Below are 24,475 nucleotides of genomic sequence, written 5' to 3' on the forward strand. Positions count from 1 at the left end.
TCATGCAACAAGCCGCTGGATCACAGCGGGATGTTGTCATGCTTCTTCCAAGGATTCTCCAGCGCCTTGCCGCGGAGTTTCCGCAGGCCGAGCGCGATGCGGCGGCGGGTCGAGTGGGGCTGGATCACTTCGTCGATGAAGCCCTTCGACGCGGCGACGAACGGGTTGGCGAAGCGCGCCTCGTATTCCGCGGTACGTTCCGCGATCTCTTCCGGCGTCTTGCCGCGGAAGATGATCTCGACTGCGCCCTTCGCGCCCATCACCGCGATCTCAGCGGTCGGCCATGCATAGTTGAGGTCGCCGCGCAGGTGCTTCGAGGCCATCACGTCGTACGCGCCGCCATAGGCTTTCCGCGTAATGACAGTGATCTTGGGCACGGTCGCCTCGGCATAGGCGAACAGCAGTTTCGCGCCGTGCTTGATGATGCCGTTATGCTCCTGCGCGGTGCCGGGCAGGAAGCCGGGGACGTCGACGAAGGTGACGATCGGGATCTCGAACGCATCGCAGAAGCGCACGAACCGCGCCGCCTTCTTCGAGCTGTTGATGTCGAGCACGCCGGCGAGGACCATCGGCTGGTTCGCGACGAAGCCGACCGTGCGGCCTTCGATCCGGCCGAACCCGGTGATTATGTTGGCCGCGTGTGCCGGCTGCGTCTCGAAGAAATCGCCCTCGTCGACGGTCTTCCGGATCAGCTCGTGCATGTCGTAGGGCTGGTTCGCCGACGCCGGGATCAGCGTGTCGAGGCTCTCCTCGATCCGGTCCCATTCGTCCGCAGTCGGGCGCTCAGGTACACCTTCACGGTTCGACGCAGGCAGGAAATCGAAGAAGTCGCGCGCGGCCAACAAGGCCTCGATGTCGTTCTCGAACGCGTTGTCGGCGACCGACGTCTTGGTGGTGTGAGTCACCGCGCCGCCAAGCGCCTCCTGCGTCACGACTTCGTTGGTCACCGTCTTGACCACGTCGGGGCCGGTGACGAACATGTAGCTTGAATCCTTCACCATGAAGATGAAGTCGGTCATCGCGGGGCTGTAGACCGCACCGCCAGCACAAGGTCCCATGATCAGCGAGAGCTGCGGCACAACGCCCGACGCGAGCGCGTTGCGCTGGAACACTTCGGCATAGCCGCCGAGGCTGGCGACGCCCTCCTGAATGCGCGCACCGCCGCTGTCGTTGAGGCCGATGATCGGCGCGCCGACCTTCATCGCGCTGTCCATCACCTTGCAGATCTTCTGCGCGTGACGTTCGCTGAGGGAGCCGCCGAACACGGTAAAATCCTGGCTGAAGACGAAGACGAGGCGGCCGTTGATCGTGCCCGAGCCGGTGACCACGCCGTCGCCGGGGATCATCTGGTCCTGCATGCCGAAATCGACGCAGTTATGCTCGACATACATGTCGAGCTCCTCGAACGATCCCTCGTCCAGCAGCACGTCAAGGCGCTCCCTCGCGGTGAGCTTACCCTTGGCGTGCTGCGCTGCGATCCGCTTGAGGCCCCCGCCGACTCTGGCGGCTTCGCGGCGGCGTTCAAGCTCTTCGATCGTGGATGACATCGTCTCTCCGTCCTGCTGACTGCCTTCACAGAGCGGGATGCGATGCGCAAATGCAATGTTGCAAACTTGTCCGGGGCATGTTTGCAAACTAGGCGGGGATATGACTTTGCCCGCTCGTCGCCTCTTCGTCGGACACCGCCTGCGCGACCTGCGCCGCGTCCTTGGAATCAGCCAGGCGGCGATGGCGGCGCGGATCGGCCTGTCGGTCAGCTATCTCTCGCAGATCGAGAATGGCGACCGCCCGGTCACGGAGGGCGTGCTGATCACGCTGGCGCGCGAGTTTCCGGCGGATTGGGGGAGCATCGACGCGGCGGACGATACCGCGTTGCTGATCGCGACGCTGGAGGCGGTGTCGGACACTAGTGTGGAGGCACCTGCGCTCGACGAGACCGCGGTGCGGCGCGCGGTGAAGCACCAGCCATTGTTGGCGCAGCGGCTCGTCGCGATGCACGACGCGTATCGGCGCGCGCAGGAGCAGTTGCGCGCGCTGGACGACCGGTTGGTGGCGGGGTCCGGTGCGCCGGGGTTGCTGCCGTGGGAGGACGTGCGCGACTGGTTTCATGCGGCCGGCAATTACGTCGATGCGCTCGACCGGCGGGCGGAGGAGATCGGCGAGACTTTGGGGGCGGACCGGATCGCGTCGCTTGAGGCTAGGCTTGCCGCGCGCGGCGTGTCGGTCGCGATCTCGGGCGCGCTTGCCGCACCGCTGCGCGATTACGATGGCGCGACCTTGCAGTTGGACGGATCGCAGCCGGGCGAGACCACCATTTTCTCCCTCGCGCACCAAGTCGCACGGCATGAGTTCGGCGACGTCATCGGCGGGATCGTCGCAGCGTCGGAGATGGCGTCGGAGACGGCGCGCGCACTGCTGACCGCGGGGCTGACCAATTACGCGGCGGGGGCGATAGTCATGCCCTATACGCGCTTTCGGACGGAGGCGCGGAGCGTCCGCCACGACATCGACCGGTTGCGGCGGATCTTCGGGACGAGTTTCGAGCAGACGTGTCACCGGCTCTCGACGTTGCAGAGACCGGGCGCGCTGGGCATCCCGTTCTTCTTCTGCCGCGTGGACATGGCCGGCAACATCACCAAGCGGCACTCCGCCACGCGCCTGCAGTTCGCACGGTTCGGGGGGGCGTGTCCGTTGTGGATCGTCCACGAGGCGGTGGCGATCCCCGACCGGATACTGACGCAGCTGATCGAGACGACCGACGGGATCCGCTATGTCTCGATGGCGAAGGGGCTGGTGAAGCCGTCCGAGACGTACACGCGACCGGCGCGGCGCTATGCGGTGGCGCTGGGGTGCGAAGAGGCGAACGCGTCGGAGTTCATCTATGCGGACGCGCTGGGGACCGGAGGCATTGCGACGCCGATCGGGTCGTCATGCCGCATCTGCCTGCGTACCGACTGCGACCAGCGCGCGTTTCCGCCGGCTGCCAGCGAGATCCGGGTCGATCCCGACCGCCGCGGCGCCGTGCCGTACGAAGTGGTTTAGCCCACCCCTCTAAACTCGACCGAAGTACCACTTCGGTCGACGGACAAAAAAGGCCCGGTGTGTTTCCACACCGGGCTAAGGTTGTCCGCAGGAGGAACGTCGTGGGTGCGGGCTCGACTGGCCCGCTACCGATTAGTTGTAAGCGCGCTCGCCGTGTTCGCCGATGTCGAGACCCTCATGCTCGACTTCCGGCGACACCCGCAGACCGGTGACGGCCTTGGCGACGTAGATCGCGATCGTGGTGCCGATCGTGGCCCAGATGATCGTGACGATCACCGCCTGGAGCTGCACGAAGAGCTTGGCGCCCATCGCATAGTCCGCAGCGCCGGGCCCGCCGAGCGACGGGGCGTAGACCACCGCGGTGCCGATCGCGCCGATCATGCCGCCGATGCCGTGGATCCCGAAGGCGTCCAAGGAATCGTCGTAGCCGAGCATCGGCTTGAGCTTCGACACTGCCATGAAGCAGACGAGCGAGGCGATCGCGCCGAGGACGATGGCGCCGAACGGGCCGGAGTTGCCCGCGGCCGGTGTGACGGCGACGAGGCCGGCGACGATGCCCGAGCAGAAGCCCAAAGCCGAACCCTTGTGACCCGAGAGCTTCTCGGCAAGCATCCAGAACAAGGCAGCCGAAGCCGTGGCGACGAAGGTGTTGAGCATCGCGAGTGCGGCAGACCCGTTCGCCTCGAGCGCCGAGCCGGCGTTGAAGCCGAACCAGCCGACCCAGAGCAGGCCGGTACCGATGCCGGTCATCACCAGCGAGTGCGGTGCCATTGGCTCCTTCGGGTAGCCGATACGCTTGCCGAGGATCAGGGCGGCTACCAGCGCCGAGACGCCGGCGTTGATGTGGACCACGGTACCGCCGGCGAAATCGAGTGCGCCTGCCTTGAAGAAATACCCGCTCGATGCCCACACCATGTGCGCGATCGGGAAATAGACGATCGTCAGCCAGACCAGGCCGAATACCATCACCGCCGAGAACTTCATGCGCTCGACGACCGAGCCCAGGACTAGTGCAATGGTGATCGCGGCGAAGGTCATCTGGAAGCAGATGAAGACATATTCGGGGATCTCGACGCCGGCCGTGAAGGTCGCCGCCTGCGAGGCGGGCGTGACGCCCTTCAGGAATGCCTTGTCGAAGCTGCCGATGAAGTTGCTGAGCAGCGGGTTGGTCACGTCCGGACCGAACGCCAGCGTGTAGCCCCACATCACCCAGATCAGCATCGCGAGCGCCGCGACGGCACCGATCTGAGTCATGGTCGACAGCATGTTCTTCGACCGCGTGAGGCCGCCGTAGAACAGCGCGAGACCGGGCAGGATCATCATCAGGACGAGGATCGTCGAGGTCATCATCCAGGCGGTGTCGCCCTTGTTCACGGTAGCAACGACGGGCGCGACCACCGGTGCGGCTGCGGCCTGTGCCCAGGCGGGTGCGGCTCCGATCATCGTCGCGCCGAACCCTAGAGCCGCGACGGCGGCCTTCTTCAAATCATGCTTCATCTCGTCCCCCCTCAGAGCGCTGAATCGTCGGTTTCGCCGGTGCGGATCCGCACTGCCTGGCCGACGTCGAGCACGAAGATCTTGCCGTCGCCGATCGCGCCGGTGTTCGCCGATGCCTGGATCGCCTCGACCACGCGGTCGGACAGGCTGGCGGCGCAGACCACCTCGATCTTGATCTTCGGCACCATGTTGGTGCTGTATTCGGCCCCCCGATAGATCTCGGTCTGGCCCTTCTGACGGCCGAACCCCTTGACCTCGGTGACCGTCATGCCCGCCACGCCGATCGTGGTGAGCGCTTCGCGCACCTCGTCGAGCTTGAACGGCTTGATGATGGCAATGACGAGTTTCATCGCGCCCCTTCCCCTTGTTACGGGAGGTGCCTCGCAATGTGCGTGCCAGTTGCGGTGTGGAGGCGTGGGGTGTGTTCGGGGGGCGGGCAGAGGTGAATTTGCGGTTAAAACTTGTGCAGCGCGGTGCGGGTGCCCGATTAATAGGCAGGCCGACCCCACCTGCTGTTCTCCCGCGAAAGCGGGAGAACAGGGTCACGAACGATGCCGTTTGTGGTCCTGGGCCCCCGCTTTCGCGGGGGAACGGTTAAAGCGTTGCGGTCTTCGAACTCAGTGGCGGAAGTGGCGCATGCCGGTGAAGACCATTGCGAGGCCGGCTTCGTCCGCCGCCGCGATGACATCCGCGTCGCGGATCGAACCGCCGGGCTGGATCACCGCCGTCGCCCCGGCCTCGACCGCTGCAAGCAGGCCGTCGGCGAACGGGAAGAATGCGTCGGAGGCGACTGCCGAGCCGATCGTGCGCGGGGTGGACCAGCCGGCCTTCTCTGCCGCGTCCTTCGCCTTCCATGCGGCGATGCGCGCGGATTCGAGGCGATTCATCTGGCCCGCGCCGATCCCCGCGGTGCTGCCGTCCTTGGCGTAGACGATCGCGTTGGACTTGGTGTGCTTGGCGACGGTCCAGGCGAAGCGGCAGTCGATCAGTTCCTGTTCGGTCGGCTGGCGCTTGGTGACGACCTTCAACTCACCCGGCGTGCCGTTGTCGCGACCCTGGACGAGCCAGCCGCCAGCGATCGACTTTGCCGTCAAGCCGAGGCGCGCGGGATCGGGGAGGTCGCCGGTGAGCAGCAGGCGGAGGTTCTTCTTGGCAGCGAACAGCGCAATCGCCCCTTCGTCGGCATCGGGGGCGACGACGACTTCGGTGAAGATGCCGGTGATCTGGCGGGCGGTTTGGGCGTCGAGCGTGCGGTTTACGGCGATGATGCCGCCGAACGCCGATACGGTGTCGCAGGCGAACGCCGCGGCGTAGGCTTCGGCGAGCGTGGCTGCGGTGGCGACGCCGCAGGGGTTGGCGTGCTTGACGATCACGACGGAGGGTTCGGCGTCGCGGAATTCGGCGATCAGTTCGAGCGCGGCGTCGGCGTCGTTGAGGTTGTTGTAGCTGAGCGCCTTGCCCTGGAGCTGGCGGGCCTGGCCGATGCCGCGGACGCTGCCGGTTGCGGTGTAGAAGGCGGCGGACTGGTGCGGATTCTCGCCGTAGCGGAGCGTGTCGCCGCGCTTGAGCGTGATCGGCAGGGTGGCGGGGAATTCCTCGGCCTGATCTACCGTGCCGAACCAGGTCGCGATTGCCGAATCATAGGCGGCGGTGGTGGCGAAGGCCTTGGCCGCGAGCTTCTTGCGGTCGTCGAGTGTCGTCGTGCCGCCGGAGACGAGCGCATAGTCGGCGGGGTCGGTGACGATCGCGACATAGGCGTGGTTCTTGGCCGCCGAGCGCACCATGCTGGGGCCGCCGATGTCGATGTTCTCGATCACGGTGTCGCGGTCGGCGCCCTTCGCGATGGTCGCCTCGAACGGGTAGAGGTTGACGATCACGAGGTCGATCGCGCCGATCTTGTGCTCGGCCATCGAGGCGGCGTGGCCGGCGTCGTCGCGCACCGCGAGCAGGCCGCCGTGCACCATCGGGTGGAGCGTCTTCACGCGGCCGTCCATCATTTCGGGGAAGCCGGTGAGTTCGCTCACGTCGCGGACGTCCAAGCCGGCGGCGCGGAGGGCGGTGGCGGTGCCGCCGGTCGAGACGAGTTCGACGCCGTGGCTGGCCAGCGCCTTGCCGAGATCGACGATCCCGGTCTTGTCGGAGACGGACAGGAGCGCGCGCTTGATCGGGATGCTGGTCATGAGGGTCTTTCGTCGGGGGTCGCCGTGCGGCGGTGCCTTAGCGTTGGTTGACGTTGGGGAACAGGGCTCCTCTGCTCTGTCGATCCACTCAACAAAGGTAGTTCCGCCCCGGCGGAGGCCGGGGTCCCAGTGGAAAGGTGGCAATAACGGAGTGCCGTCCCCGGTTAGCGACGTTTCCCAATTGGGCCCCGGCCTCCGCCGGGGTGGCGCGCTAATCTCGATGGTGTGGCAGTCAGGCCTTCTTAAGCGCCCAACTCACACTCGCGCCGCCGGCCGCGGCTTCGCCCGTGATCATCAGCTGCTGCGTCGCGACCGGCCGGCCGTCGGCGTCGATCCAGACGCTGTCCTCGACGACCAGCGCGCCGCCGCGGCAGCGAAATTGCCATAGGGGACCGCCTGGGAGGCGGAGGATCGCGCCCAGGCCATCCGCGGTGGGGGAGACTTGCACGCCCTCCCCCAGGTGGAAGCGGATCGCGAACAGCGACAGGCCCGCGCGGCGCTTGCGGCCTTGCGGCAACAGCGCGTCCTCGCCGCGGAGTTCGCGACCGTCGCCGGTGAGCATCAGCTGGCGGCGGTGGAGGAAGCCCCAGCGGCGGACATAGCCGTCGTGGCTCGCCTCGATCCGGCTGGCGGCGTCCGATTCCTGGCGGCTGAGTTCGACTTCGCCGACGCCGCGGCCGAGCGTGCCGTCGGCGAGGATAGCGGTCGAGTTGCTGTCGGCGATCGTCAGCGTCGAGTGGGCGGCAGTCGAGCGCAGGCCCTCGACCATCGCGGGCGGGAGTTGCGCGATGCCCGCGCGTGCGCCGCCGCAATTGACGACGATCCGCGCCGGGCCGTCCGAGAACTCGAACGCCAGCGTCGAGGCGCAGCCGCCTTCGACGAGGCGCGCGATCGGCGGCGGGGCGGCGTCGACGATCAGCACCGCGGTGCCGGCGGCAAGGCGTTGATAACCCCAGTCGCGCGCCTGGCGGAGCGGGCGGGTGCGGACGCCGCTGGCTTCGATGACCGCGGCGACCTGCGTTTCGCTGGCGGGGCCGCCACCCTGCCAGCTCGACAGGCCGCGATCGGCGTGGGCGACGCCGAGCAGCGCGGCGACCATCCGCGTGAGCGTGACCGCGACCGTCTCGGGGAGTTCGGCGCTGCGCGCGGCGTAGCTTTCCTGGAGCAGCGTGAGCAGCTGGATCGAGTCGAGCAGCATTGCCGGGCTGCGCGAGACCGAGCCTCCATCGTCGAACAGGCCGGTGCCGAGCGCGCGGAGCAAGCCTGCCTCACCAAATGCCTGGCGCGGCTCGCCGCCGGGGATGAGGAGGCCAGCCGCGACGACGCCGCACCACGCGGCGATGCGCGGGGCACCCGCCGAGGCCTTGTCGGCGTTGCGATCGAGGTGGAGTGCGCCCTTGGCGAGCGCGTTGAGCACTTTCGAGCGGTAGATCTGATCGGAGGACGACAGGATCAGCGGCGCGTGCGCGGTCCAGGAGAGGATGCGGCGGCCCCACATGTCCGGGCGCCACGCGATGCCGCCTTGCGTGTCGGCGTGCGCGGTCAGCCAGAGGCCCATGAGATATTCGGCGATCGGTGCGCCGCGCGAGCGGGTCGCGACGGTGGACAGGTCACGCAGCCACGCGAAACTGTGGAGGTACTCGGTGAAGGGTTTGGGGAGCGGCTTCGAAAGATCGAGCGTCTCGATATCGCGTGCCTCGCCGCGGAACGAGAGGACGCCCTCCAGCAGCATCGTGCCGCGCGCGATGTCGCCGAGAATGGGATCTTCGGGGACCGCGATCAGCTTCAGCGGGTAGCGACCCTTGAGGCGCAGCGTGTGGAGCGGCGTGCGCCAGGTCAGGCGGTGGAAGCGCTCGGCCAGGCGATCGGCGAGCGACAGCCCCTTATCGCCGCCGAGACGGATCAGGCGGCGGCCTTCGTCGATCCCGTCGGGGGCGGGATCGGTCACGGGATCACGCGGTTCGTTCACCCCCGCAACGCGGCGATGTTGGCGGCATAACGATCGGGGCCGCCGCGGAAGACCGAGGTGCCGGCGACCAGCGCGTCGGCGCCGGCCTCGATGCAGCGTTTCGCCCACTCAGCGTCGACGCCGCCATCGACTTCGAGATCGATCGCGCGGCCGCTCTTCTCGATCATCGTGCGGATCGCGGAGATCTTCTTGAGCTGGCTCGGGATGAAGCTCTGGCCGCCGAAGCCCGGGTTGACGCTCATCACGAGGACGAGGTCGACCATGTCCATGAGGTAGTCGAGCATCTTTGCGGGGGTGCCGGGGCAGATCACGACGCCTGCGCGCTTGCCGAGGCCCTTGATGTGCTGGAGCGAGCGGTGGATGTGCGGCCCGGCTTCGTAATGCACGGTGATGCAGTCGGCGCCGGCCTCCGCGAACGCGTCGAGATAGGCGTCGACGGGGGAGATCATCAAATGGACGTCGAACGGCTTGGTGGTGACGCCGCGGACCGACTTCATGACCGCTGGGCCGAACGAGATGTTGGGGACGAAATGGCCATCCATCACGTCGATGTGGATCCAGTCGGCGCCGGCCGCGTCGATGGCGCGCACTTCCTCGCCGAGTTTGGCGAAGTCGGCGGAGAGGATCGAGGGGGCGATGCGGACGGGTTGCATGGGATTGTCCTAGCGCGGGATTCGGTTGGTGCGAAGTCCCTGTCGATCCTCCCCCGCCAGGGGGAGGTGGCGCCGAAGGTGACGGAGGGGGAGGAACTCGCAACCTGCGGTGTCGCGCCCTCCCCCTCCGTCTGGCAAGCGCCAGCCACCTCCCCCTGGCGGGGGAGGATTTATTAGCTGCGCTTCAGGCGGGTGATGAAGAAGCCGTCGCAGCCGCCTTGGTCGGCAAGCATGCCGGGGAGCGTGCGGATGGTGCCGGTTTCCGTGGGGGTGATGCCGGGGGGGAGTTCGGATTGGTCTACCGGGGCGATCGTGTAGTCGCTGCGCGCGGACAGGAACGCGTCGAGTTGCGCTTCGCCTTCCGACGGCTCGAGCGAGCAGGTCGCGTACACCACCGTGCCACCGGGCTTCACCCAGTCCGCCGCCCGCGCGAAGATGCGCGCCTGCAACGCCGCGGTTTCGGCGATGATCGACGGGCGGACGCGGTGGAGGACATCGGGGTGGCGGCGGAAGATGCCCGTCGCGCTGCACGGCGCGTCGATCAGGATCGCGTCGGCTGGCTCGGCAGGCGCCCATTCGAGGATGTCGGCGTTGACGACCTCGGCCTTCAGGTGCGTGCGGTAGAGGTTCTCGCGCAGGCGCTTGATCCGGCTCTGCGAATTGTCGACCGAGGTGACGGTCCAGCCTGCGCTCGCGAGTTGCAGCGTCTTGCCGCCCGGCGCGGCGCAGAGATCGAGGACATGGCCCTCCCCTTTCCCCAGCAACCGCGCGGGGAGCGAGGCGGCGATGTCCTGCACCCACCACGCGCCGTCGCCGAAGCCTGCCATGTCGGGAACCGAGTCGTGGTCACCCAGGCGCAGATGCCCGGGCATGAAGCTTTCGCCGCCGAGTTTCTCGCGCCAGCCTTCGGTCTCGGACGGGTCGGCGATCGTCAGGTCGAGCGGCGGCACCTGCGCGATCGCGCGCCCGGCGGCGTCGACCATCTCCTCACCCCAGGCGGCTTCCCAGCGCAGTTCGACCGGCGCGGGGAGCGTCGGTACCTCGGGGAGCAGCATGTTGGCACGGAACAGCGTGCCGAACACGCCGTGGACGAGTTTGCGCGGGCCGCCGTCGACCAGCGGCAACACTGTCGAGATCGCGGCGTGCGAGGGCGTGCCGAGGATCAGCACCTGGACGAGCGCGATCCGCAGCGCCATCCGCGCCTTCGCATCGTCGGGGAGGTGGGTCTTGGTGACCGAATCGATCATCGCGTCGAGGTCGGGCAGGCGACGCAGTGTCTCGGCGGCGATCGCATGCGCGAGGCCGCGATCGGGTCCGTGGATCGCGCGGGTCGCAGCGGGGAGCGCGGATTCGAGCGACTCGCCGCGACGCAGGACGGCGTCGAGCAGGCGGAGTGCGGCGCGTCGGGTCGGGACGCCGAGCGGCTCGGGGGCGTGGGTATAGTCGGGCATATGAAGGTCCTTCGCGTTCGGTTTGTCGCGCGGCGGCTGTGGCAAAGCGGCGCGACAGGGCCCATGTGGCGGTTACGACGCCAACACGCAAATCCGGAGAGCCGCGATGGGCCAGCGCCCCGATCACGTTAAGCCACCCGAATATCTCGCGAAGAACACGCCGGTGCCGAAACCCGAGGCGATCGTGCCGGACAAGGACCCCGAGCCGCGCGATCCTACGCGCTATGGCGACTGGGAGCTGAAGGGCATGGCGATCGATTTCTAAGGGTCGATCGCCCGAGCGCCGTCAGTCCTTAGGGTCGGTCTTCGGGAAGAAATGCTCGACGACGCTGTTCGCCAGCCGCGACGGGCGCAGCGTCTCCGCATCGAGGCAGCACCAGCTCGACTTGACCTCGGCGAGCACGTCCTCGCCGCGCTTGATGATCGTCTCGTAGAACGCGCGCGCGCCCTGGACCTTCTCGAGCAACACCGTCGCGATGACGTCGTCGTCGAGAAACGCCGGCTTGCGGTACGTGATCTCGTGCTTGAGCGCGACCCAGAGGTGCCCCGCCACCGCCTCGGCGGGCGCGAGGCGCTGCCAATGGTCGATCACCGCAGCCTGTACCCACTTCAGATAGTTCGCGTTGTTGACGTGACCCATGAAGTCGATGTCGGCCGGCTCGATGCCGATGGCGTAGGTATGGGGGAGCGCTGTGGACACGCGCCGCATATAGCATGCGAACCTGAACATAGCGATGACGGCGGCGCTTCGATACCGACAATAAACGCTATTCCGGATGCCTCGCGCGGGCCCTAGCATCCGACCTGCGCCCGCCTCTTGTGTTGCCCAAATACAACACCATCTTTCGGCCAACACCGAACCAATCCCACAGGAATTCGTCATGAACATCGACAAATTCACCGACCGCGCGAAGGGCTTCCTGCAATCCGCGCAGACCGTCGCGATCCGCATGAACCACCAGCGGATCGCCCCCGAGCATCTGTTGAAGGCATTGCTGGAAGACGAGCAGGGCATGGCCGCCGGGCTGATCAAGGCGGCGGGTGGCGACGCCAAGCGTGCGACATCGGAGACCGATCTGGCGCTCGCGAAGATTCCGGTCGTGTCGGGCTCGGGCGCGCAGACCACGCCGGGGATCGACAACGATGCGGTGCGCGTGCTCGATCAGGCCGAGCAGATCGCGAGCAAGGCGGGCGACAGCTTCGTCACCGTCGAGCGGCTGCTGGTCGCGCTCGCGCTGTCGCTCAACACCGCGGCGGGCAAGGCCTTGAAGGCTGGCGGCGTGACGCCCGAGGGGCTGAACACCGCGATCAACGGCCTGCGGCAGGGTCGGTCCGCCGACACCGCGGGCGCCGAGGATCGCTATGATGCGCTGAAGAAGTTCGCGCGCGACCTGACGCAGGCGGCGCGCGACGGCAAGCTCGATCCGGTCATCGGCCGCGACGAGGAGATCCGCCGCACCATCCAGATCCTCGCGCGCCGGACCAAGAACAACCCCGCGCTGATCGGCGAACCCGGCGTGGGCAAGACCGCGATCGCCGAAGGGCTCGCCCTGCGCATCGCCAATGGTGACGTGCCCGATACGTTGAAGGACCGGCGGCTGATGTCGCTCGACCTCGGCTCGCTGATCGCGGGTGCGAAATATCGCGGCGAGTTCGAGGAGCGGCTGAAGGGCGTGCTCGACGAGGTGAAGGCCGCCGAGGGCGACATCATTCTGTTCATCGACGAGATGCACCAGCTGATCGGCGCGGGCAAATCCGAGGGCGCGATGGACGCGGGCAACCTGCTGAAACCCGCCCTCGCGCGTGGTGAACTCCACTGCGTTGGCGCGACCACGCTCGACGAATATCGCAAGTACGTCGAGAAGGACCCCGCGTTGCAGCGGCGGTTCCAGCCGGTGATGGTCGGCGAACCGACCGTCGAGGACACCATCTCGATCCTGCGCGGACTGAAGGAGAAGTACGAGCTCCACCACGGCGTGCGCATCACCGACGGCGCGATCGTCGCCGCGTCGACGCTGTCGAACCGCTATATTACCGACCGCTTCCTGCCCGACAAGGCGATCGACCTCATGGACGAGGCCGCGTCGCGGATCCGCATGGAGGTGGAGTCGAAGCCCGAAGCGATCGAGAACCTCGACCGACGGATTATGCAGCTCAAGATCGAACGCGAGGCGTTGAAGCGCGAGACCGACGACGCCTCGGTCGACCGGCTCGACACGCTGGAGGGCGAGCTCGTCAATCTGGAGGAGCAGTCCGCCGAGCTGACGACGCGCTGGAAGGGCGAGAAGGACAAGATCAACGCCGAGGCACGAGTCAAGGAACAGCTCGATGCCGCGCGGCTGGAGTTGGAACAGGCGCAGCGCTCGGGCGATCTCGCCAAGGCGGGCGAGCTGTCCTACGGGACGATTCCGGGGTTGCAGCGCCAACTCGACGAGGCGGCGGGCGCGACCAAGGGCGCGATGCTGCGCGAGGAAGTGACCGCGGACGACATCGCCGGTGTCGTCAGCCGCTGGACCGGTATTCCGGTGGAGCGGATGCTTCAGGGCGAGCGCGACAAGCTGCTGGCCATGGAGGCGACGATCGGCAAGCGGGTGATCGGCCAGGCGCATGCGGTGAAGGCGGTCTCGACCGCGGTGCGCCGCGCTAGGGCGGGGTTGCAGGATCCGAACCGGCCGCTGGGCTCGTTCCTGTTCCTCGGGCCGACCGGCGTCGGCAAAACCGAGCTGACCAAGGCGCTCGCGGAATTCCTGTTCGACGATCCCAGCGCGATGGTCCGCATCGACATGAGCGAGTTCATGGAAAAGCACGCGGTCGCGCGGCTGATCGGTGCGCCTCCGGGCTATGTCGGTTACGAGGAGGGCGGCGTGCTGACCGAGGCGGTGCGCAGGCGGCCGTACCAAGTGATCCTGTTCGACGAGGTCGAGAAGGCACACGGCGACGTGTTCAACGTGCTGTTGCAGGTGCTCGACGACGGGCGGCTGACCGATGGCCAGGGCCGCACGGTGGATTTCAGCAACACGCTGATCATTCTGACGTCGAACCTTGGCAGCCAGTATCTGGCGAACATGGCGGAGGGCGACGACGTCTCGTCGGTCGAGCCGCAGGTAATGGAGATCGTCCGCTCGCACTTCCGGCCGGAGTTCCTCAACCGGCTCGACGAGGTGATCCTGTTCCACCGCCTCGGCCAGGCGCACATGGCGCCGATCGTCGATATCCAGGTATCCCGTGTCGACAAGCTGCTGGCGGATCGCAAGATCGTCCTCGACCCAACCGATGCGGCGAGGGCTTGGCTCGGCCGGGTGGGCTACGATCCAGTGTACGGCGCACGCCCGTTGAAGCGCGCGGTCCAGCGCTACCTACAGGACCCGCTCGCCGACATGATTTTGCGCGGCGAGGTGAAGGACGGCTCGACCGTGAAGGTCGACGAAGGCGATGGGAAGCTGGTGCTGCAAGTCGCCTGACACGCTCATCTTCGAACAAAAAAAGGGGCGGCAGATCGATGATCTGCCGCCCCAATTTCGGTCCCGAAGGATCGATTACATATCGATGGTCAGACCAACGAACAGATAGCGACCCGCGCCTTCGAAGATGCCAGGATAGGTGTTGCCGTTACCGAACGAGCCGATCGGCGTTGCCGTCGAGCTGAGGATCGGAGGCGACTTGTCGAACACGTTGTTCGCGCCGGCCCGGAAGGTGAACTTATCCTCAACCCGCACTGTGGCAGCCAGGTCGAAATAGCTCTGCGCCTTGATGCTCGCATCCAGCGGGAAGAAGCTGTTCGCAAGATCGGCATTGCTGCTGGTATTCTCGAACTTCGTCTTCGAGAGATAGCGCCAGTTGCCGGAGAGGCCCACGCCGCTCGGCGCGGTATAGGTCAGACGCACACTGTGGCGCCACTTGGACTGCGGATACCCGCACTGCGCACCGAAATAACCCGCGCAATCGAACTTGGCGCCAGCCTTATCCGACTCGAACTTGTCGGTGTAGGTACCGTTAGCGGCGAGCGCGAAGGTACCGATATTGGTCGTCCGCAGTGTGTAGCCGAGCGACGCATCGATGCCCTGGGTCGTCAACGAACCGGCGTTGACGTTGGTATCGACGATAAAGCCGCGGGTGGTCTGGTAGAGCGACCCGTTAGCATCGCGATTGATCGCACCGCACAGCGCGGCGTCGCCAGTCTGAAGACACTGGTTGATGATGGTATCGGCACCGATGACACCGATGATGTCCTTCACCTTGATCCGGAACGCGTCCACCGATGCGGTGAAGCCCGGGAGGAACGTTGGCTGGATGATCACGCCGGCCGTGAACGTGTCGGCCTTCTCGGGCTTCAGGTTCGGGTTGCCGCCGATCAGGCCGTTATACTGATCGGAACTGTTGACATCGATGCCGCCAAACTGGGCTGCGGTGACGCCGGTGAGGGCACATTGCGCCGCGGTGTTGCCGTTGACGAGGCCGCCGACGGCAGGACCCGCGCAGGGATCGGTAGCGCCGTCGATCTGCACCGACTGGCCAACGAACAGCTCCTGCACGTTAGGCGCACGCACCGCGCGGTTGTACCCGCCACGGAAGCGGATGTCGCGGACCGGCGCCCAGACCAGTTCGCCCTTGTATGAGGTGACCGAACCGGCGGTGCTGTAGTCCGAGTAGCGGAAACCACCGTTGACCGTCAGCTCTTGGAAGAATGGGCGATCGCTGACGAGCGGAACCTGGAGTTCGGCGAAGGCCTCCTTCACGTTGTAGCCGCCGCTGATCGGCAGGGTAGGGCCGCCCTGGCCGGCGAGATCGCCCGTCTGGAACGCCTGATCCACCTCGAGCGACAGCGACTCTTCGCGATATTCGGCACCGACGTTCAGCGCGATGCCCTCGGAGGCGAACGGCGACTGCACACCGTATTCGCTGCCCTTGAAGGTCAGCGAGCCGCTGACGATCTTCTCCTTGGTCTGGCCCTGTTGGAAGCCGCTCTGCTGCACATAGGCGAGGGCTTCCGGCGTGATCCGAGCCGCACCGAAGATGTTGAGCGGAACGCACGTCGGGTCCGAGCCGTCAACGACCGACCGGCAGGTGGGAACACCGCCGGGGCCCGCGATCACGTCGAGCGCGCGGGTCGTCTTGGTGATCGAGAACTCGTTGCGATATACCTCGTTGAAGATGGTGCTGCCGAACTGACCATAGACGTCATACGAGACACCCTTACCGATATCGCCCCGCGCACCGGCCAGGATGCGATACGAAGTGTGGCGCAGATCGGCCTGACGTCCGCCACCTTCGACGTTGCGACGCCCAATGTTGACGGCAGCGCGATTGTAGGTGCTGCCGTCAGGATTCAGGAATACCGCCGCCGGTACACCCGTAGTCCCTGCCACTGTGCCGGCGTCGGTCAGCAGGTTCGTCGCACGGCAGAAGGAAGCGACCTGGGCCGCGGACAGCAACGGGTTGTTGCAGTTGAGCGTGGTCGTGTTGCTGAAGTCGCCCGATGGCGCGATCTGCGCCACGGTGCGATCGTCCATGAACATGAATTCGGCATACGGCTTGAAGGCGCTGCTAACTTCGTAGTTGGCAAGGAAGCCGGCGGTGTAACGCTTGTCCGGACGCTGATAATAATTCAGCGGATTGGCGTTGTAGAGCGACTGACCGGATATTAAGTTACCAGCGCTGTCCAGCGTCAGGTTGCGCGGCAGGCCATCACGCGCCTGAAGCGTGAAATTGGCGGGGAAGCCAGTGCCTGATCCGCCGCAAACATATTCATTGCCGGCAGCAGGCACGTTCAGCCCGCACGAGCTATAATCGCGGTCACCCTGCAAGATCGCGCCGATCTTACGATACCCCATATAGCCGACGACATGGCCGCGGCCGTCGCTGGTACCGGCGCCGACTTTCAGGTTGATGTCAAATTGCGTACCGTCGAAGGCCTGACCACTCGGGGCGGGAAAACCCTTGGCGGCCGACAGCGCCTGGAAGCGCTTGCTGCGGTTGTTGTGGTTGTAGATTCCGCCGGTCGTGTCGAGGCTGACGCCTTCATACTGGTCGTCGAGGACGAAGTTGACCACGCCGCCGACAGCGTCCGAACCATAGACCGAGGAGGCACCACCGGTCAGCACGTCGACGCGCTTGATCAGCGACGCCGGGATCACGTTAAGATCCGCGGCCGAGCTGGTCGAGACGGGATCGCCCGGCATCAGGCGGCGACCATTCACCAGCACCAGCGTGCGCTGATCGCCAAGGTTGCGCAGGTTGGCCGTGGCAGTGCCGTTCGAACCATTCGAGACCGACGAGCTCTGCGACGCGAAAGCCTGCGGCAGGCTGTTCAGCACGTCCTCGATGCGGCTGGAACCGCGCAGCTTGATCTCGGCTGCGTTAACGACGGTGATCGGGCTGGCCGACGTCAGGTTCGGATTCGAAATACGCGACCCGGTGACGACGATGTCACCGCTGCCAGCCGTACCGGCAGCAGCTGGGTCCTGGCTCGGCGTGTTGGACAGCGCCGGCGTGGTCGATGCTGCAGCGTCGTCACTCGTCGCGCCCTGCGGCGCGGGTGCCGGGGTGGTCTGCGCGTAGGCGGGCAATGCAATCGCAGCACCCGCGATCATCGTCGATGCGAGCAGGCAGTCCCGAAACATATGGTTTCGCATGGTTGGTCTATCCCTTTTATATCGGCGAACGTTTCCGGCCGATACGATCTATTGTGCGGTCGCCCGACCGCAGCTGACGACGATCTCGCAAGTCAGAGGTGCCTTGTCCAAAAGAAAATTACGGGATCGCCGCCACTCGTCGCATTACGACAGTTATGTTACCCAATGGCCACAATTTCGGGACGATGCCGTAACGGCATGCTGCACGTGATGGACTTGCCGCTCTGGCCGGCGCTGCCTATTCCGACGCTTCTCGCTAACGAGGTAGGACGCTCATGCGGATCACGATTCTGGCAATTTCAACCTCGTTGATCATGGCGCAGTATCCTGCGGCCGCGGCGTCCAAGCCGCGCAAGGCGGAGCGGTCCCCGCTGCTAGTTGCCGTCACGCAATGCCGCACCGTGACCGAACCATTGGCGCGGCTGGCCTGCTTCGATCACTCGGTGGCGGCGCTGGATACCGCGGAAGCCGATCAAGCGGTCGTCGTCATCGACCAGCAACAAGTTCGCGAGACGCGCCGAAATCTGTTTGGGATAACGCTGCCCGATACCGGCTTGTTCGGCAACGGCAACGACCTGCCGCAGATCGAGACGACTCTCGCCGGTGCGTCGGTGGATGGCGCCGGCCGATGGAGTTTCCAGTTGGCCGATGGCGCGCGATGGATCCAGACCGATGATTACACGATCGCGCGGCGTCCACGGGCAAACGATAAAGTCGTCATCAAGCGCGGTGCCTTAGGGAGTTTCAAGCTAAGCGTTGGCGGCCAGCCGGGTGTGAAGGCGAAACGGGTGAACTGAGCGCTCGTCACCTACGGTCGCATCACACCCGCCACCAGCATCGGGTCGAGCTTGGCGTCGCGCCATCGTAACGCCCAGTGGAGGTGGGGGCCGGTGGCGCGGCCGGTCATGCCGACGGCGCCGATCGGTTGGCCTTGGTGAACGTGATCACCGGGTTTCACGTCGATGCGGGACAGGTGCAGGAAGGCGCTGTTGAGGCCCATGCCGTGGTCGAGCATCAAGAGGTTGCCCTCCAGCGTGAAGGGGTGATCCGCAGCGAGGATTACGACGCCGTCGGCGGGGGCGGTGACGATCGCGCCGGTTGGCTTGGCGATGTCGGTGCCTGAATGATAGCCGCCGGGTTCACTCTTATAGATGCGTTGCGCGCCGAACAGGCCGGAGATGCGGCCCGTCGCCGGCCATGCGAACGCCTGGCGCCAACCTTGCGCGTCGGTGGTGCGCGCGCGGGCGGCGACGATCTGCGCGAGTTCCGGCGGACGCAGTTTGGCGAAGACCGGGTCGGGCGCGGGGAATTTCGGGAGTGTGTTCAGCCGCTCGATCCGCCAAGCGCGCGGCGCGATCGTGAGGCTTTGCGTGACACTACGACCGTTGGCGAGTGTTGCCGTCAGTGTCGCTTGCGGGCCCGCGTCGCGGTCGAAACCGGCGATGAAGCGGCCATCGGGGGATAGCGCGATCGGCTTGCCATCGAGCATGGCCGTGCGCGCGCCGTCGGGGGCGGTGCCGAGAATCAGCCCGCCCTGGCTGAGCGTGCCGGTCCAGCGGAAGGCGGACTGGGACGCGGTATTCGAGGGCGGTGCTTGTTGGGCGGCACCGGATGCAGCCAGCAGGACAAGCACCGCCGCGCGGATCATCGTGGGGCCATCGCTTCGCTGGCAGCCGTCGCGGTGGAATAGGCTTCCTGGCGCGCTACGCTCCAATAGCGCAGGTCTTCGAGCGCGATGCGGTGGCCAGTCGCGGCGCAGGCGACGTGGTCGCCGGGGCTGAGCACGCGGAAACCGTTTGCCATATAGTGCAGGCGCGCGGCGCGGTCGGAGTTGGACATCAGCATGACGGGTCTTCTCTACAGCAGGGTCGGCTGGCGCGGCGCGGCGTCGGACGCGGGCTTCGCCTTGGGGGCAGCATAGGTTTTGGCGGACGGACGCTCAAGGCCGGTGTCCGTCACCGCGTCCACCACGCCGTCGCGGAAGTGGAGTGTCAGCGTCCCAGCATCGCGCGCCGACGTTGCCGAGGCGAGCGTTTCGCCGCCAGGCCGCGCGGTGACGCGAGCATAGCCGCGGTCGAGGATCGCGTCGGGGTTGAGCGACTGGACGAGACGCCACGTCGCGTCGAGCTGCGCGCGCTTGGCTTCGAGCTTGCGTTCCAGCGTGGCGGGACGCAGCGCTGCGCCCGAGCGATCGAGACTGCCGCGCGCGAGGGTCAGGCGACGTTCGAGACCGCGGTCGAGCCGCTGGCCGAAGTCGTCGGCGCGCTGGCGCTGCGGCCCGAGCAAATGGTCGCGCTTCGGCAGCAGGCGGGCGAGCGCATCGAGCCGCTCGCGGCCGCGCTCGACATGGCGGCGCGCACACCGCTCGGTACGGTTGCGGTGGCTGTCGATCGTGAGGCGCAGGTCGGCGAGCACCGGCACCGCAATCTCGGCCGCGGCGGTCGGCGTCGGCGCGCGCAGGTCGGCGGCGAAATCGCACAAGGTCGTGTCGGTTTCATGCCCCACGGCGGAGATGATCGGGATCGTGCAGGCGGCGACCGCGCGGACGACGACCTCCTCGTTGAACGACCACAGATCCTCGACCGAACCGCCGCCGCGCGCGACGATGACGAGGTCGGGGCGCGGCACCGGGCCGCCGGGGACGATCGCGTCGAACCCGCGGACGGCGGCGGCGATTTCGGCGGCGGAGCCCTCGCCCTGCACCTTGACCGGCCACACGATGACGTGCGTCGGGCAGCGATCTTCGAGGCGGTGGAGAATGTCGCGGATCACCGCGCCGGTGCCCGAGGTGACGACGCCGATCACCTTCGGCATGAACGGCAGCCGTTTTTTGCGCGTGCCGTCGAACAGTCCCTCGCCCGCCAGCTTCGCCTTCAATTTCTCGAGCAACGCCATCAGCGCGCCGGCGCCCGCCAGCTCCATCCGTTCGATGACGATCTGGTATTTCGAGCGGCCGGGATAGGTGGTGAGCTTGCCGGTCGCGATGACCTCGATGCCGTCCTGAGGCACGAAGGCGAGGCTCGACGCATTGCCCTTCCAGATGACGCCGTCGATCACCGCCTGGTCGTCCTTGAGCGACATATAGCAATGCCCGGAGGCGACACGCTTCCAGCCCGAGATCTCGCCGCGCAAGCGGACATGGCCAAATTCGCCCTCGACCATCCGCTTCAGCGTGAAGGCGAGTTCGCCGACCGACATGGCGAGTGCGTTGTCGCCGGGGACTTGCTCGGCTACCAGCCGCCCCATGTCGCTGGACAATTCATCGGAAAAGGGATCGGGCATGAACGTCCTGCTGCTGGGCTCGGGGGGGCGCGAACATGCGCTCGCGTGGAAGCTGGTGCAATCTCGCGGCCTCGATACGCTGTATGCCGCGCCGGGCAACCCCGGGATCGCGCGCGTTGCGACGCTCGTGCCGCTCGATGCGACGGATCATAGCGCGGTGGTGGCGTTCGTGCGGGAGCATGACGTCGGGCTGGTCGTGATCGGGCCGGAGGCGCCGCTGGTCGACGGACTGGCGGACTCGCTGCGCGCGGCGGACGTTCCGGTGTTCGGGCCTTCGAAGGCGGCGGCGCAGCTGGAGGGGTCGAAGGGCTTCACCAAGGATCTGTGCCTACGGGCCGGCATTCCGACCGCGGGCTATGTCCGCGTAAGGACGCGCGAAGAGGCGGATATCGCACTCGTCCGCACCTTCTCGTTGCCGGTCGTCATCAAGGCGGACGGGCTTGCGGCCGGCAAGGGCGTTGTCATCGCGTTCAGCGCTGCCGAAGCCGATGCCGCGCTCGACGCACTGTTCGCGGACGGCGAAGCCGAGGCGGTGATCGAGGAATTCCTCGAAGGCGAGGAGGCGAGCCTCTTCGTGCTGACTGACGGCGTGTCGCTGATGCCGTTCGGCTCCGCGCAAGATCACAAGCGTCTCGGCGAGGGCGATACCGGGCCGAACACCGGCGGGATGGGCGCGTACAGCCCCGCGCTCGTGCTGACGCCGGCGCTGGAGAAGCGCGCGATCGACGAGATCGTCGCGCCGACGGTGGCGGCCATGGCGGCCGAACGCATGCCCTTCAGCGGCGTGCTGTACGCGGGGCTGATGCTGACGCCGCAGGGGCCCAAGCTCATCGAGTACAACGCGCGGTTCGGCGATCCCGAAACGCAGGTGCTGATGATGCGCTTCCAGGGCGACCTGCTCGCGACGATGCTGGCGGTGGCAGAAGGGCGGCTTAGCGAGATGCCGCCTGCGCAGTTCAGCGCCGAGACCGCGTTGACGGTGGTGATGGCGGCAGAGGGCTATCCGGGCACGCCCAAGTCCGGTGGCGCGATCGTCGGGCTGGATTCCGCGCGGGCCGCAGGCGGCACTGTGTTCCACGCAGGCACGCGGCTTGAGGACGGTGGGTTGGTCGCGTCCGGCGGGCGCGTTCTTGCGGTGACGGCGACCGGCGACACCGTCGCAACGGCGCAGGCGAACGCCTATCGCGCGGTCGAGGCGATCGATTTCGCGGAAGGCTTCTACCGACGCGACATCGGCTGGCGCGAGATCGGGCGCGGGTGATGCGTCTCGATCCTCCCCCGCCAGGGAGAGGTGGCTGGCTCTTGCCAGACGGAGGGGGAGGTAGGCAAAACCGCTGTTCCGTTTCCTCCCCCTCCGTCACCTTCGGCGACACCTCCCCCTTGCGGGGAAGGATCGTCAGGTACGAGCCAGCCGATTAGGTCTCGCCGCCCTTCGCGCGTGACGCTACGGTATGGGAATGAACGAAACTTCCGCGACCTCCGCCTCGGGCCTGAGCCTGCTGCCCGACGGCATTGCCACGCTGACCGCGATCCACTTCACGATCATCGCCGTCGTGGCGGTCCTCGTCGTGATCGGCTTGCTCTGGGGCATCAAAGCCAAGCGCAGCCGCGTGAAGGCGTCGCGCGACGTGATCGCCAACGCGGAGGAGGCCGGCGTTCCGCCCGAGCCGGCTTCGGCAAAGCCCGCGGTTCAGGAACGCAAGGCTGAGCAATCGCAGGCGCAGTCGCAAATCGCGGCTGCCCCGGTTGTGCCGCCCCCCGCTCCGGTCCGGCGTGCCCCGCCCCGGCCTGAGCCGACCCCGCCTGTACCGCCCTTAAGCAGCGCACCCGAACAGGTGCCTGTTTCGCGCGAAGACGATGCGGTGCAAGCGCCCGATCGCCTGGCCGACGAACCGATCGCCGCTGCGTCGCCTTTTGACGCGAGTCCGGCGACCGAAACTGCCGCCCTTGCACCGGTAGCTCCGTCCGAAGAGGCTCCAATCGCACCGGCAGCACCGGCGCAATCCTATGCGGAGGGGCCCGTCACGCAGTTGAAAGGGCTCGGGCCGAAAGTTGCCGCACAGCTCGGCGCGCTCGGCGTTTCGACGGTCGGCGAGATGGCGGCGCTGTCGGACGGCGAAGTGCAGCGCATCGACGCGCAGCTTGGCAACTTTACCGGGCGGATGGGCCGCGATCGCTGGATCGAGCAGGCGCGGTTGCTGGCGGCTGGCGACAAGGCCGGCTTCGAGGCGGTGTTCGGCAAGCTCTAGGCTACGGGCTCGTGCGGAACGGTTTCGATCGGGATAGCGGCGCGATCGGTTAACCTCGATCCGCACGCGCGGATGACGATTGGCTCTATGCTCCACGCGCGCCGACGGGCATGTCGGGTGCGTCGCATCTCGATGTAGGAGAGCGGCCGATAACAGGGCGATGAGTGCACATGCTGGTAACGATGAGCGCAATGCTGTTGACGGCTGCCCCCGTTCACGTGACGGCCGCGCCGATAGCGTTGCCCGGCGTCGGTGCGAGCGTGGCGCTGCCCGGCGCGGTAGTGTCGCCGTTCGCGGGTGACTTCCAGCCCGTCGCGGCGATGGCGGTTTCGCCGCTTGCGCTGACCGCGTCGCTTCCGGCGATCGAGATATTCGCCCAGGGGCTGCCGACGCAGGACATTCCGCCGGTGGGTCCCGCTCCGTTGGGGACTCCGCCCGTCCAGCGGACGCCCAACGACATTATCGTCACCGGCCGCAAGGAAACTGCGGGCGATCCGCTGCGCGCGGTCAACGCCGAGTCGTTCGCGGTGACGCAGAAGGTCGACGACGCGGTGATCGGCCCGGTCGCGCGGACCTACAAGAAGACCGTGCCGAGCCCCATTCGACGCGGCATCCACAATTTCCTCTACAACCTGCGCGAGCCGATCGTCTTCCTGAACTTCCTGCTCCAGTTCAAGCCAGGCAAGGCGGCGGAGACGGTAGGGCGGTTCGCGATCAACACGACGATCGGCGTGGCGGGCGTGCTCGACGTCGCCAAGAAGAAACCGTTCCACCTGCCGCGGCGGTCGAACGGGTTCGCCAACACGCTTGGCTATTACGGGGTCAAGAACGGCCCGTTCCTGTTCCTGCCGCTGGTCGGGCCGACGACCATCCGTGACCTGCTGGGAGGTGCGATCGATCGCCTGATCCTGCCGGTCGCCGTCGGCAAGCCGTTCACCAGCACGGCGTACGCCATCCCGGCGGGCATCCTGGGTGCGCTCGATCACCGGTCGGAGTTCGACCAGACGCTGAAGGACCTGCACGACAATTCGCCGGATCCGTATGCGGCGACGCGGTCGTTCTATCTCAACCGGCGGCAGGCGGAGATCGACCACCTCCACGGGCGGGTCGAGGGCGATCCGGCGGGGATGTCGGGGCCACCGCCGAGCGTGGTGCCTTTCGTGCCGAGCGATCTGGAGCCTGGGGCCAAGCCGGTTTCGGAGGTGCCTGAAAAGGCTCCGGTGGTCGAGACGCCGGCGATTGATGCGAAGCCCGCGGCCGAAACCGGTCAGTAGAAGGGGACGGAGCCGAATCCTCGCCCGTCGTCCTCCCCTCCCCGTTCGTGCTGAGTAGGGACCGAGTAGCTTCGCAGAAGCGTATCGAGGGCTCGTATCGAAGCATTGGTTACGCGCGCGAACCTGTCCTTCGATACGCCGCTTCGACGAGCTCAGCAGCTACTCGGGACGAACGGATTGCGGGGTCAGCGGGCCTTCCGCAAGCCAGGCAAGCAAGCAACTTAACCCCGAACACCTCCCCCGGCG

Annotated in this window: 19 protein-coding genes; 7 read left to right on the forward strand and 12 right to left on the reverse strand. The window is 66.7% G+C overall.

Annotation, left to right across the window (positions count from 1 at the left end):
• Nucleotides 1-20: 20 nt before the first annotated feature.
• Nucleotides 21-1,547 (reverse strand): acyl-CoA carboxylase subunit beta, encoded by a 1,527-nt coding sequence (locus E5673_RS01780; RefSeq protein ID WP_136188711.1) that lies wholly within the window; start codon nt 1,545-1,547, stop codon nt 21-23.
• A 100-nt stretch (nt 1,548-1,647) separates the two neighbouring features.
• Here E5673_RS01780 and E5673_RS01785 point away from each other — a divergent pair, with 100 nt between their 5' ends.
• Nucleotides 1,648-3,042, forward strand: a complete 1,395-nt coding sequence (locus tag E5673_RS01785; RefSeq protein WP_136188712.1) for a helix-turn-helix transcriptional regulator — start codon at nt 1,648-1,650, stop codon at nt 3,040-3,042.
• Nucleotides 3,043-3,174: 132 nt separating this feature from the next.
• Here the strand turns inward: E5673_RS01785 and E5673_RS01790 are convergent, their stop codons facing one another.
• From E5673_RS01790 to E5673_RS01815, 6 genes are all read right to left on the reverse strand, one after another.
• Complete coding sequence (locus E5673_RS01790) at nt 3,175-4,539, reverse strand: ammonium transporter (RefSeq protein WP_136188713.1); 1,365 nt, start codon at nt 4,537-4,539, stop codon at nt 3,175-3,177.
• 11 nt (nt 4,540-4,550) lie between these two features.
• Nucleotides 4,551-4,889, reverse strand: a complete 339-nt coding sequence (locus tag E5673_RS01795) for a P-II family nitrogen regulator (protein ID WP_056053652.1) — start codon at nt 4,887-4,889, stop codon at nt 4,551-4,553.
• 267 nt (nt 4,890-5,156) lie between these two features.
• Complete coding sequence (gene purH, locus E5673_RS01800; protein ID WP_136188714.1) at nt 5,157-6,719, reverse strand: bifunctional phosphoribosylaminoimidazolecarboxamide formyltransferase/IMP cyclohydrolase; 1,563 nt, start codon at nt 6,717-6,719, stop codon at nt 5,157-5,159.
• Between the two features lie 232 nt (nt 6,720-6,951).
• Nucleotides 6,952-8,667: a heparinase II/III family protein gene (locus E5673_RS01805; RefSeq protein ID WP_247599519.1), complete on the reverse strand. Its 1,716-nt coding sequence runs from the start codon at nt 8,665-8,667 to the stop codon at nt 6,952-6,954.
• 17 nt (nt 8,668-8,684) lie between these two features.
• Nucleotides 8,685-9,341 (reverse strand): ribulose-phosphate 3-epimerase, encoded by a 657-nt coding sequence (gene rpe / locus E5673_RS01810; RefSeq protein ID WP_136188715.1) that lies wholly within the window; start codon nt 9,339-9,341, stop codon nt 8,685-8,687.
• A gap of 173 nt (nt 9,342-9,514) precedes the next feature.
• Nucleotides 9,515-10,792, reverse strand: a complete 1,278-nt coding sequence (locus E5673_RS01815) for a transcription antitermination factor NusB (protein WP_136188716.1) — start codon at nt 10,790-10,792, stop codon at nt 9,515-9,517.
• A gap of 106 nt (nt 10,793-10,898) precedes the next feature.
• Between E5673_RS01815 and E5673_RS01820 the strand changes: the two genes are divergently transcribed.
• Nucleotides 10,899-11,057, forward strand: a complete 159-nt coding sequence (locus E5673_RS01820; RefSeq protein ID WP_107963485.1) for a DUF1674 domain-containing protein — start codon at nt 10,899-10,901, stop codon at nt 11,055-11,057.
• Nucleotides 11,058-11,078: 21 nt separating this feature from the next.
• On the opposite strand, the gene E5673_RS01825 is transcribed toward E5673_RS01820, so the two are convergent.
• The gene (locus E5673_RS01825) at nt 11,079-11,492 is read right to left on the reverse strand and encodes a thioesterase family protein (RefSeq protein ID WP_056064733.1); all 414 of its coding nucleotides are present in this window, start codon (nt 11,490-11,492) and stop codon (nt 11,079-11,081) included.
• 181 nt (nt 11,493-11,673) lie between these two features.
• On the opposite strand from E5673_RS01825, the gene clpB reads away from it, so the two are divergent.
• Nucleotides 11,674-14,253, forward strand: coding sequence for an ATP-dependent chaperone ClpB (gene clpB / locus E5673_RS01830; RefSeq protein WP_136188717.1), 2,580 nt, complete (start codon nt 11,674-11,676; stop codon nt 14,251-14,253).
• Between the two features lie 75 nt (nt 14,254-14,328).
• Here clpB and E5673_RS01835 read toward each other — a convergent pair whose 3' ends face one another.
• A complete protein-coding gene (locus E5673_RS01835) occupies nt 14,329-17,424 on the reverse strand; it encodes a TonB-dependent receptor (RefSeq protein WP_136188718.1) in 3,096 nt (1,031 codons plus the stop codon).
• Between the two features lie 275 nt (nt 17,425-17,699).
• Between E5673_RS01835 and E5673_RS01840 the strand changes: the two genes are divergently transcribed.
• Nucleotides 17,700-18,221: a hypothetical protein gene (locus tag E5673_RS01840; protein ID WP_247599520.1), complete on the forward strand. Its 522-nt coding sequence runs from the start codon at nt 17,700-17,702 to the stop codon at nt 18,219-18,221.
• 11 nt (nt 18,222-18,232) lie between these two features.
• On the opposite strand, the gene E5673_RS01845 is transcribed toward E5673_RS01840, so the two are convergent.
• Genes E5673_RS01845 through xseA form a run of 3 tightly spaced genes read right to left on the reverse strand, consistent with a single transcriptional unit; the run spans nt 18,233 to nt 20,706 of the window.
• Nucleotides 18,233-19,072 carry a M23 family metallopeptidase gene (locus E5673_RS01845; RefSeq protein WP_136188719.1) on the reverse strand — a complete coding sequence of 280 codons (840 nt, stop codon included), beginning with the start codon at nt 19,070-19,072 and terminating at the stop codon, nt 18,233-18,235.
• Entirely contained in the window at nt 19,069-19,269 is a 201-nt protein-coding gene (locus E5673_RS01850) for a DUF2093 domain-containing protein (RefSeq protein ID WP_136188720.1), read from the reverse strand. Before E5673_RS01850 ends, E5673_RS01845 begins: the two co-directional genes overlap by 4 nt.
• 12 nt (nt 19,270-19,281) lie before the next feature.
• Nucleotides 19,282-20,706 carry an exodeoxyribonuclease VII large subunit gene (gene xseA, locus E5673_RS01855; RefSeq protein ID WP_136188721.1) on the reverse strand — a complete coding sequence of 475 codons (1,425 nt, stop codon included), beginning with the start codon at nt 20,704-20,706 and terminating at the stop codon, nt 19,282-19,284.
• On the opposite strand from xseA, the gene purD reads away from it, so the two are divergent.
• From purD to E5673_RS01870, 3 genes are all read left to right on the forward strand, one after another.
• Entirely contained in the window at nt 20,705-21,967 is a 1,263-nt protein-coding gene (gene purD / locus E5673_RS01860; RefSeq protein ID WP_136188722.1) for a phosphoribosylamine--glycine ligase, read from the forward strand. The two genes, xseA and purD, sit on opposite strands and share 2 nt — an antisense overlap.
• 196 nt (nt 21,968-22,163) lie before the next feature.
• Complete coding sequence (locus E5673_RS01865; protein WP_136188723.1) at nt 22,164-22,955, forward strand: hypothetical protein; 792 nt, start codon at nt 22,164-22,166, stop codon at nt 22,953-22,955.
• 170 nt (nt 22,956-23,125) lie between these two features.
• Nucleotides 23,126-24,229: a VacJ family lipoprotein gene (locus E5673_RS01870; protein WP_247599521.1), complete on the forward strand. Its 1,104-nt coding sequence runs from the start codon at nt 23,126-23,128 to the stop codon at nt 24,227-24,229.
• Nucleotides 24,230-24,475: the final 246 nt, after the last annotated feature.

Source organism: Sphingomonas sp. PAMC26645 (genome assembly GCF_004795835.1).
Taxonomy (GTDB): Bacteria; Pseudomonadota; Alphaproteobacteria; order Sphingomonadales; family Sphingomonadaceae; genus Sphingomonas.

Coding starts and splice junctions, on each gene's coding strand:
- E5673_RS01780 (WP_136188711.1), bottom strand. CDS start 1,547: ATGTCATCCACGATCGAAGAGCTTGAACGCCGCCGCGAAGCCGCCAGA.
- E5673_RS01785 (WP_136188712.1), top strand. CDS start 1,648: ATGACTTTGCCCGCTCGTCGCCTCTTCGTCGGACACCGCCTGCGCGAC.
- E5673_RS01790 (WP_136188713.1), bottom strand. CDS start 4,539: ATGAAGCATGATTTGAAGAAGGCCGCCGTCGCGGCTCTAGGGTTCGGC.
- E5673_RS01795 (WP_056053652.1), bottom strand. CDS start 4,889: ATGAAACTCGTCATTGCCATCATCAAGCCGTTCAAGCTCGACGAGGTG.
- purH (WP_136188714.1), bottom strand. CDS start 6,719: ATGACCAGCATCCCGATCAAGCGCGCGCTCCTGTCCGTCTCCGACAAG.
- rpe (WP_136188715.1), bottom strand. CDS start 9,341: ATGCAACCCGTCCGCATCGCCCCCTCGATCCTCTCCGCCGACTTCGCC.
- E5673_RS01815 (WP_136188716.1), bottom strand. CDS start 10,792: ATGCCCGACTATACCCACGCCCCCGAGCCGCTCGGCGTCCCGACCCGA.
- E5673_RS01820 (WP_107963485.1), top strand. CDS start 10,899: ATGGGCCAGCGCCCCGATCACGTTAAGCCACCCGAATATCTCGCGAAG.
- clpB (WP_136188717.1), top strand. CDS start 11,674: ATGAACATCGACAAATTCACCGACCGCGCGAAGGGCTTCCTGCAATCC.
- E5673_RS01835 (WP_136188718.1), bottom strand. CDS start 17,424: ATGCGAAACCATATGTTTCGGGACTGCCTGCTCGCATCGACGATGATC.
- E5673_RS01840 (WP_247599520.1), top strand. CDS start 17,700: ATGCGGATCACGATTCTGGCAATTTCAACCTCGTTGATCATGGCGCAG.
- E5673_RS01845 (WP_136188719.1), bottom strand. CDS start 19,072: ATGATCCGCGCGGCGGTGCTTGTCCTGCTGGCTGCATCCGGTGCCGCC.
- E5673_RS01850 (WP_136188720.1), bottom strand. CDS start 19,269: ATGCTGATGTCCAACTCCGACCGCGCCGCGCGCCTGCACTATATGGCA.
- purD (WP_136188722.1), top strand. CDS start 20,705: ATGAACGTCCTGCTGCTGGGCTCGGGGGGGCGCGAACATGCGCTCGCG.
- xseA (WP_136188721.1), bottom strand. CDS start 20,706: ATGCCCGATCCCTTTTCCGATGAATTGTCCAGCGACATGGGGCGGCTG.
- E5673_RS01865 (WP_136188723.1), top strand. CDS start 22,164: ATGAACGAAACTTCCGCGACCTCCGCCTCGGGCCTGAGCCTGCTGCCC.
- E5673_RS01870 (WP_247599521.1), top strand. CDS start 23,126: ATGCTGGTAACGATGAGCGCAATGCTGTTGACGGCTGCCCCCGTTCAC.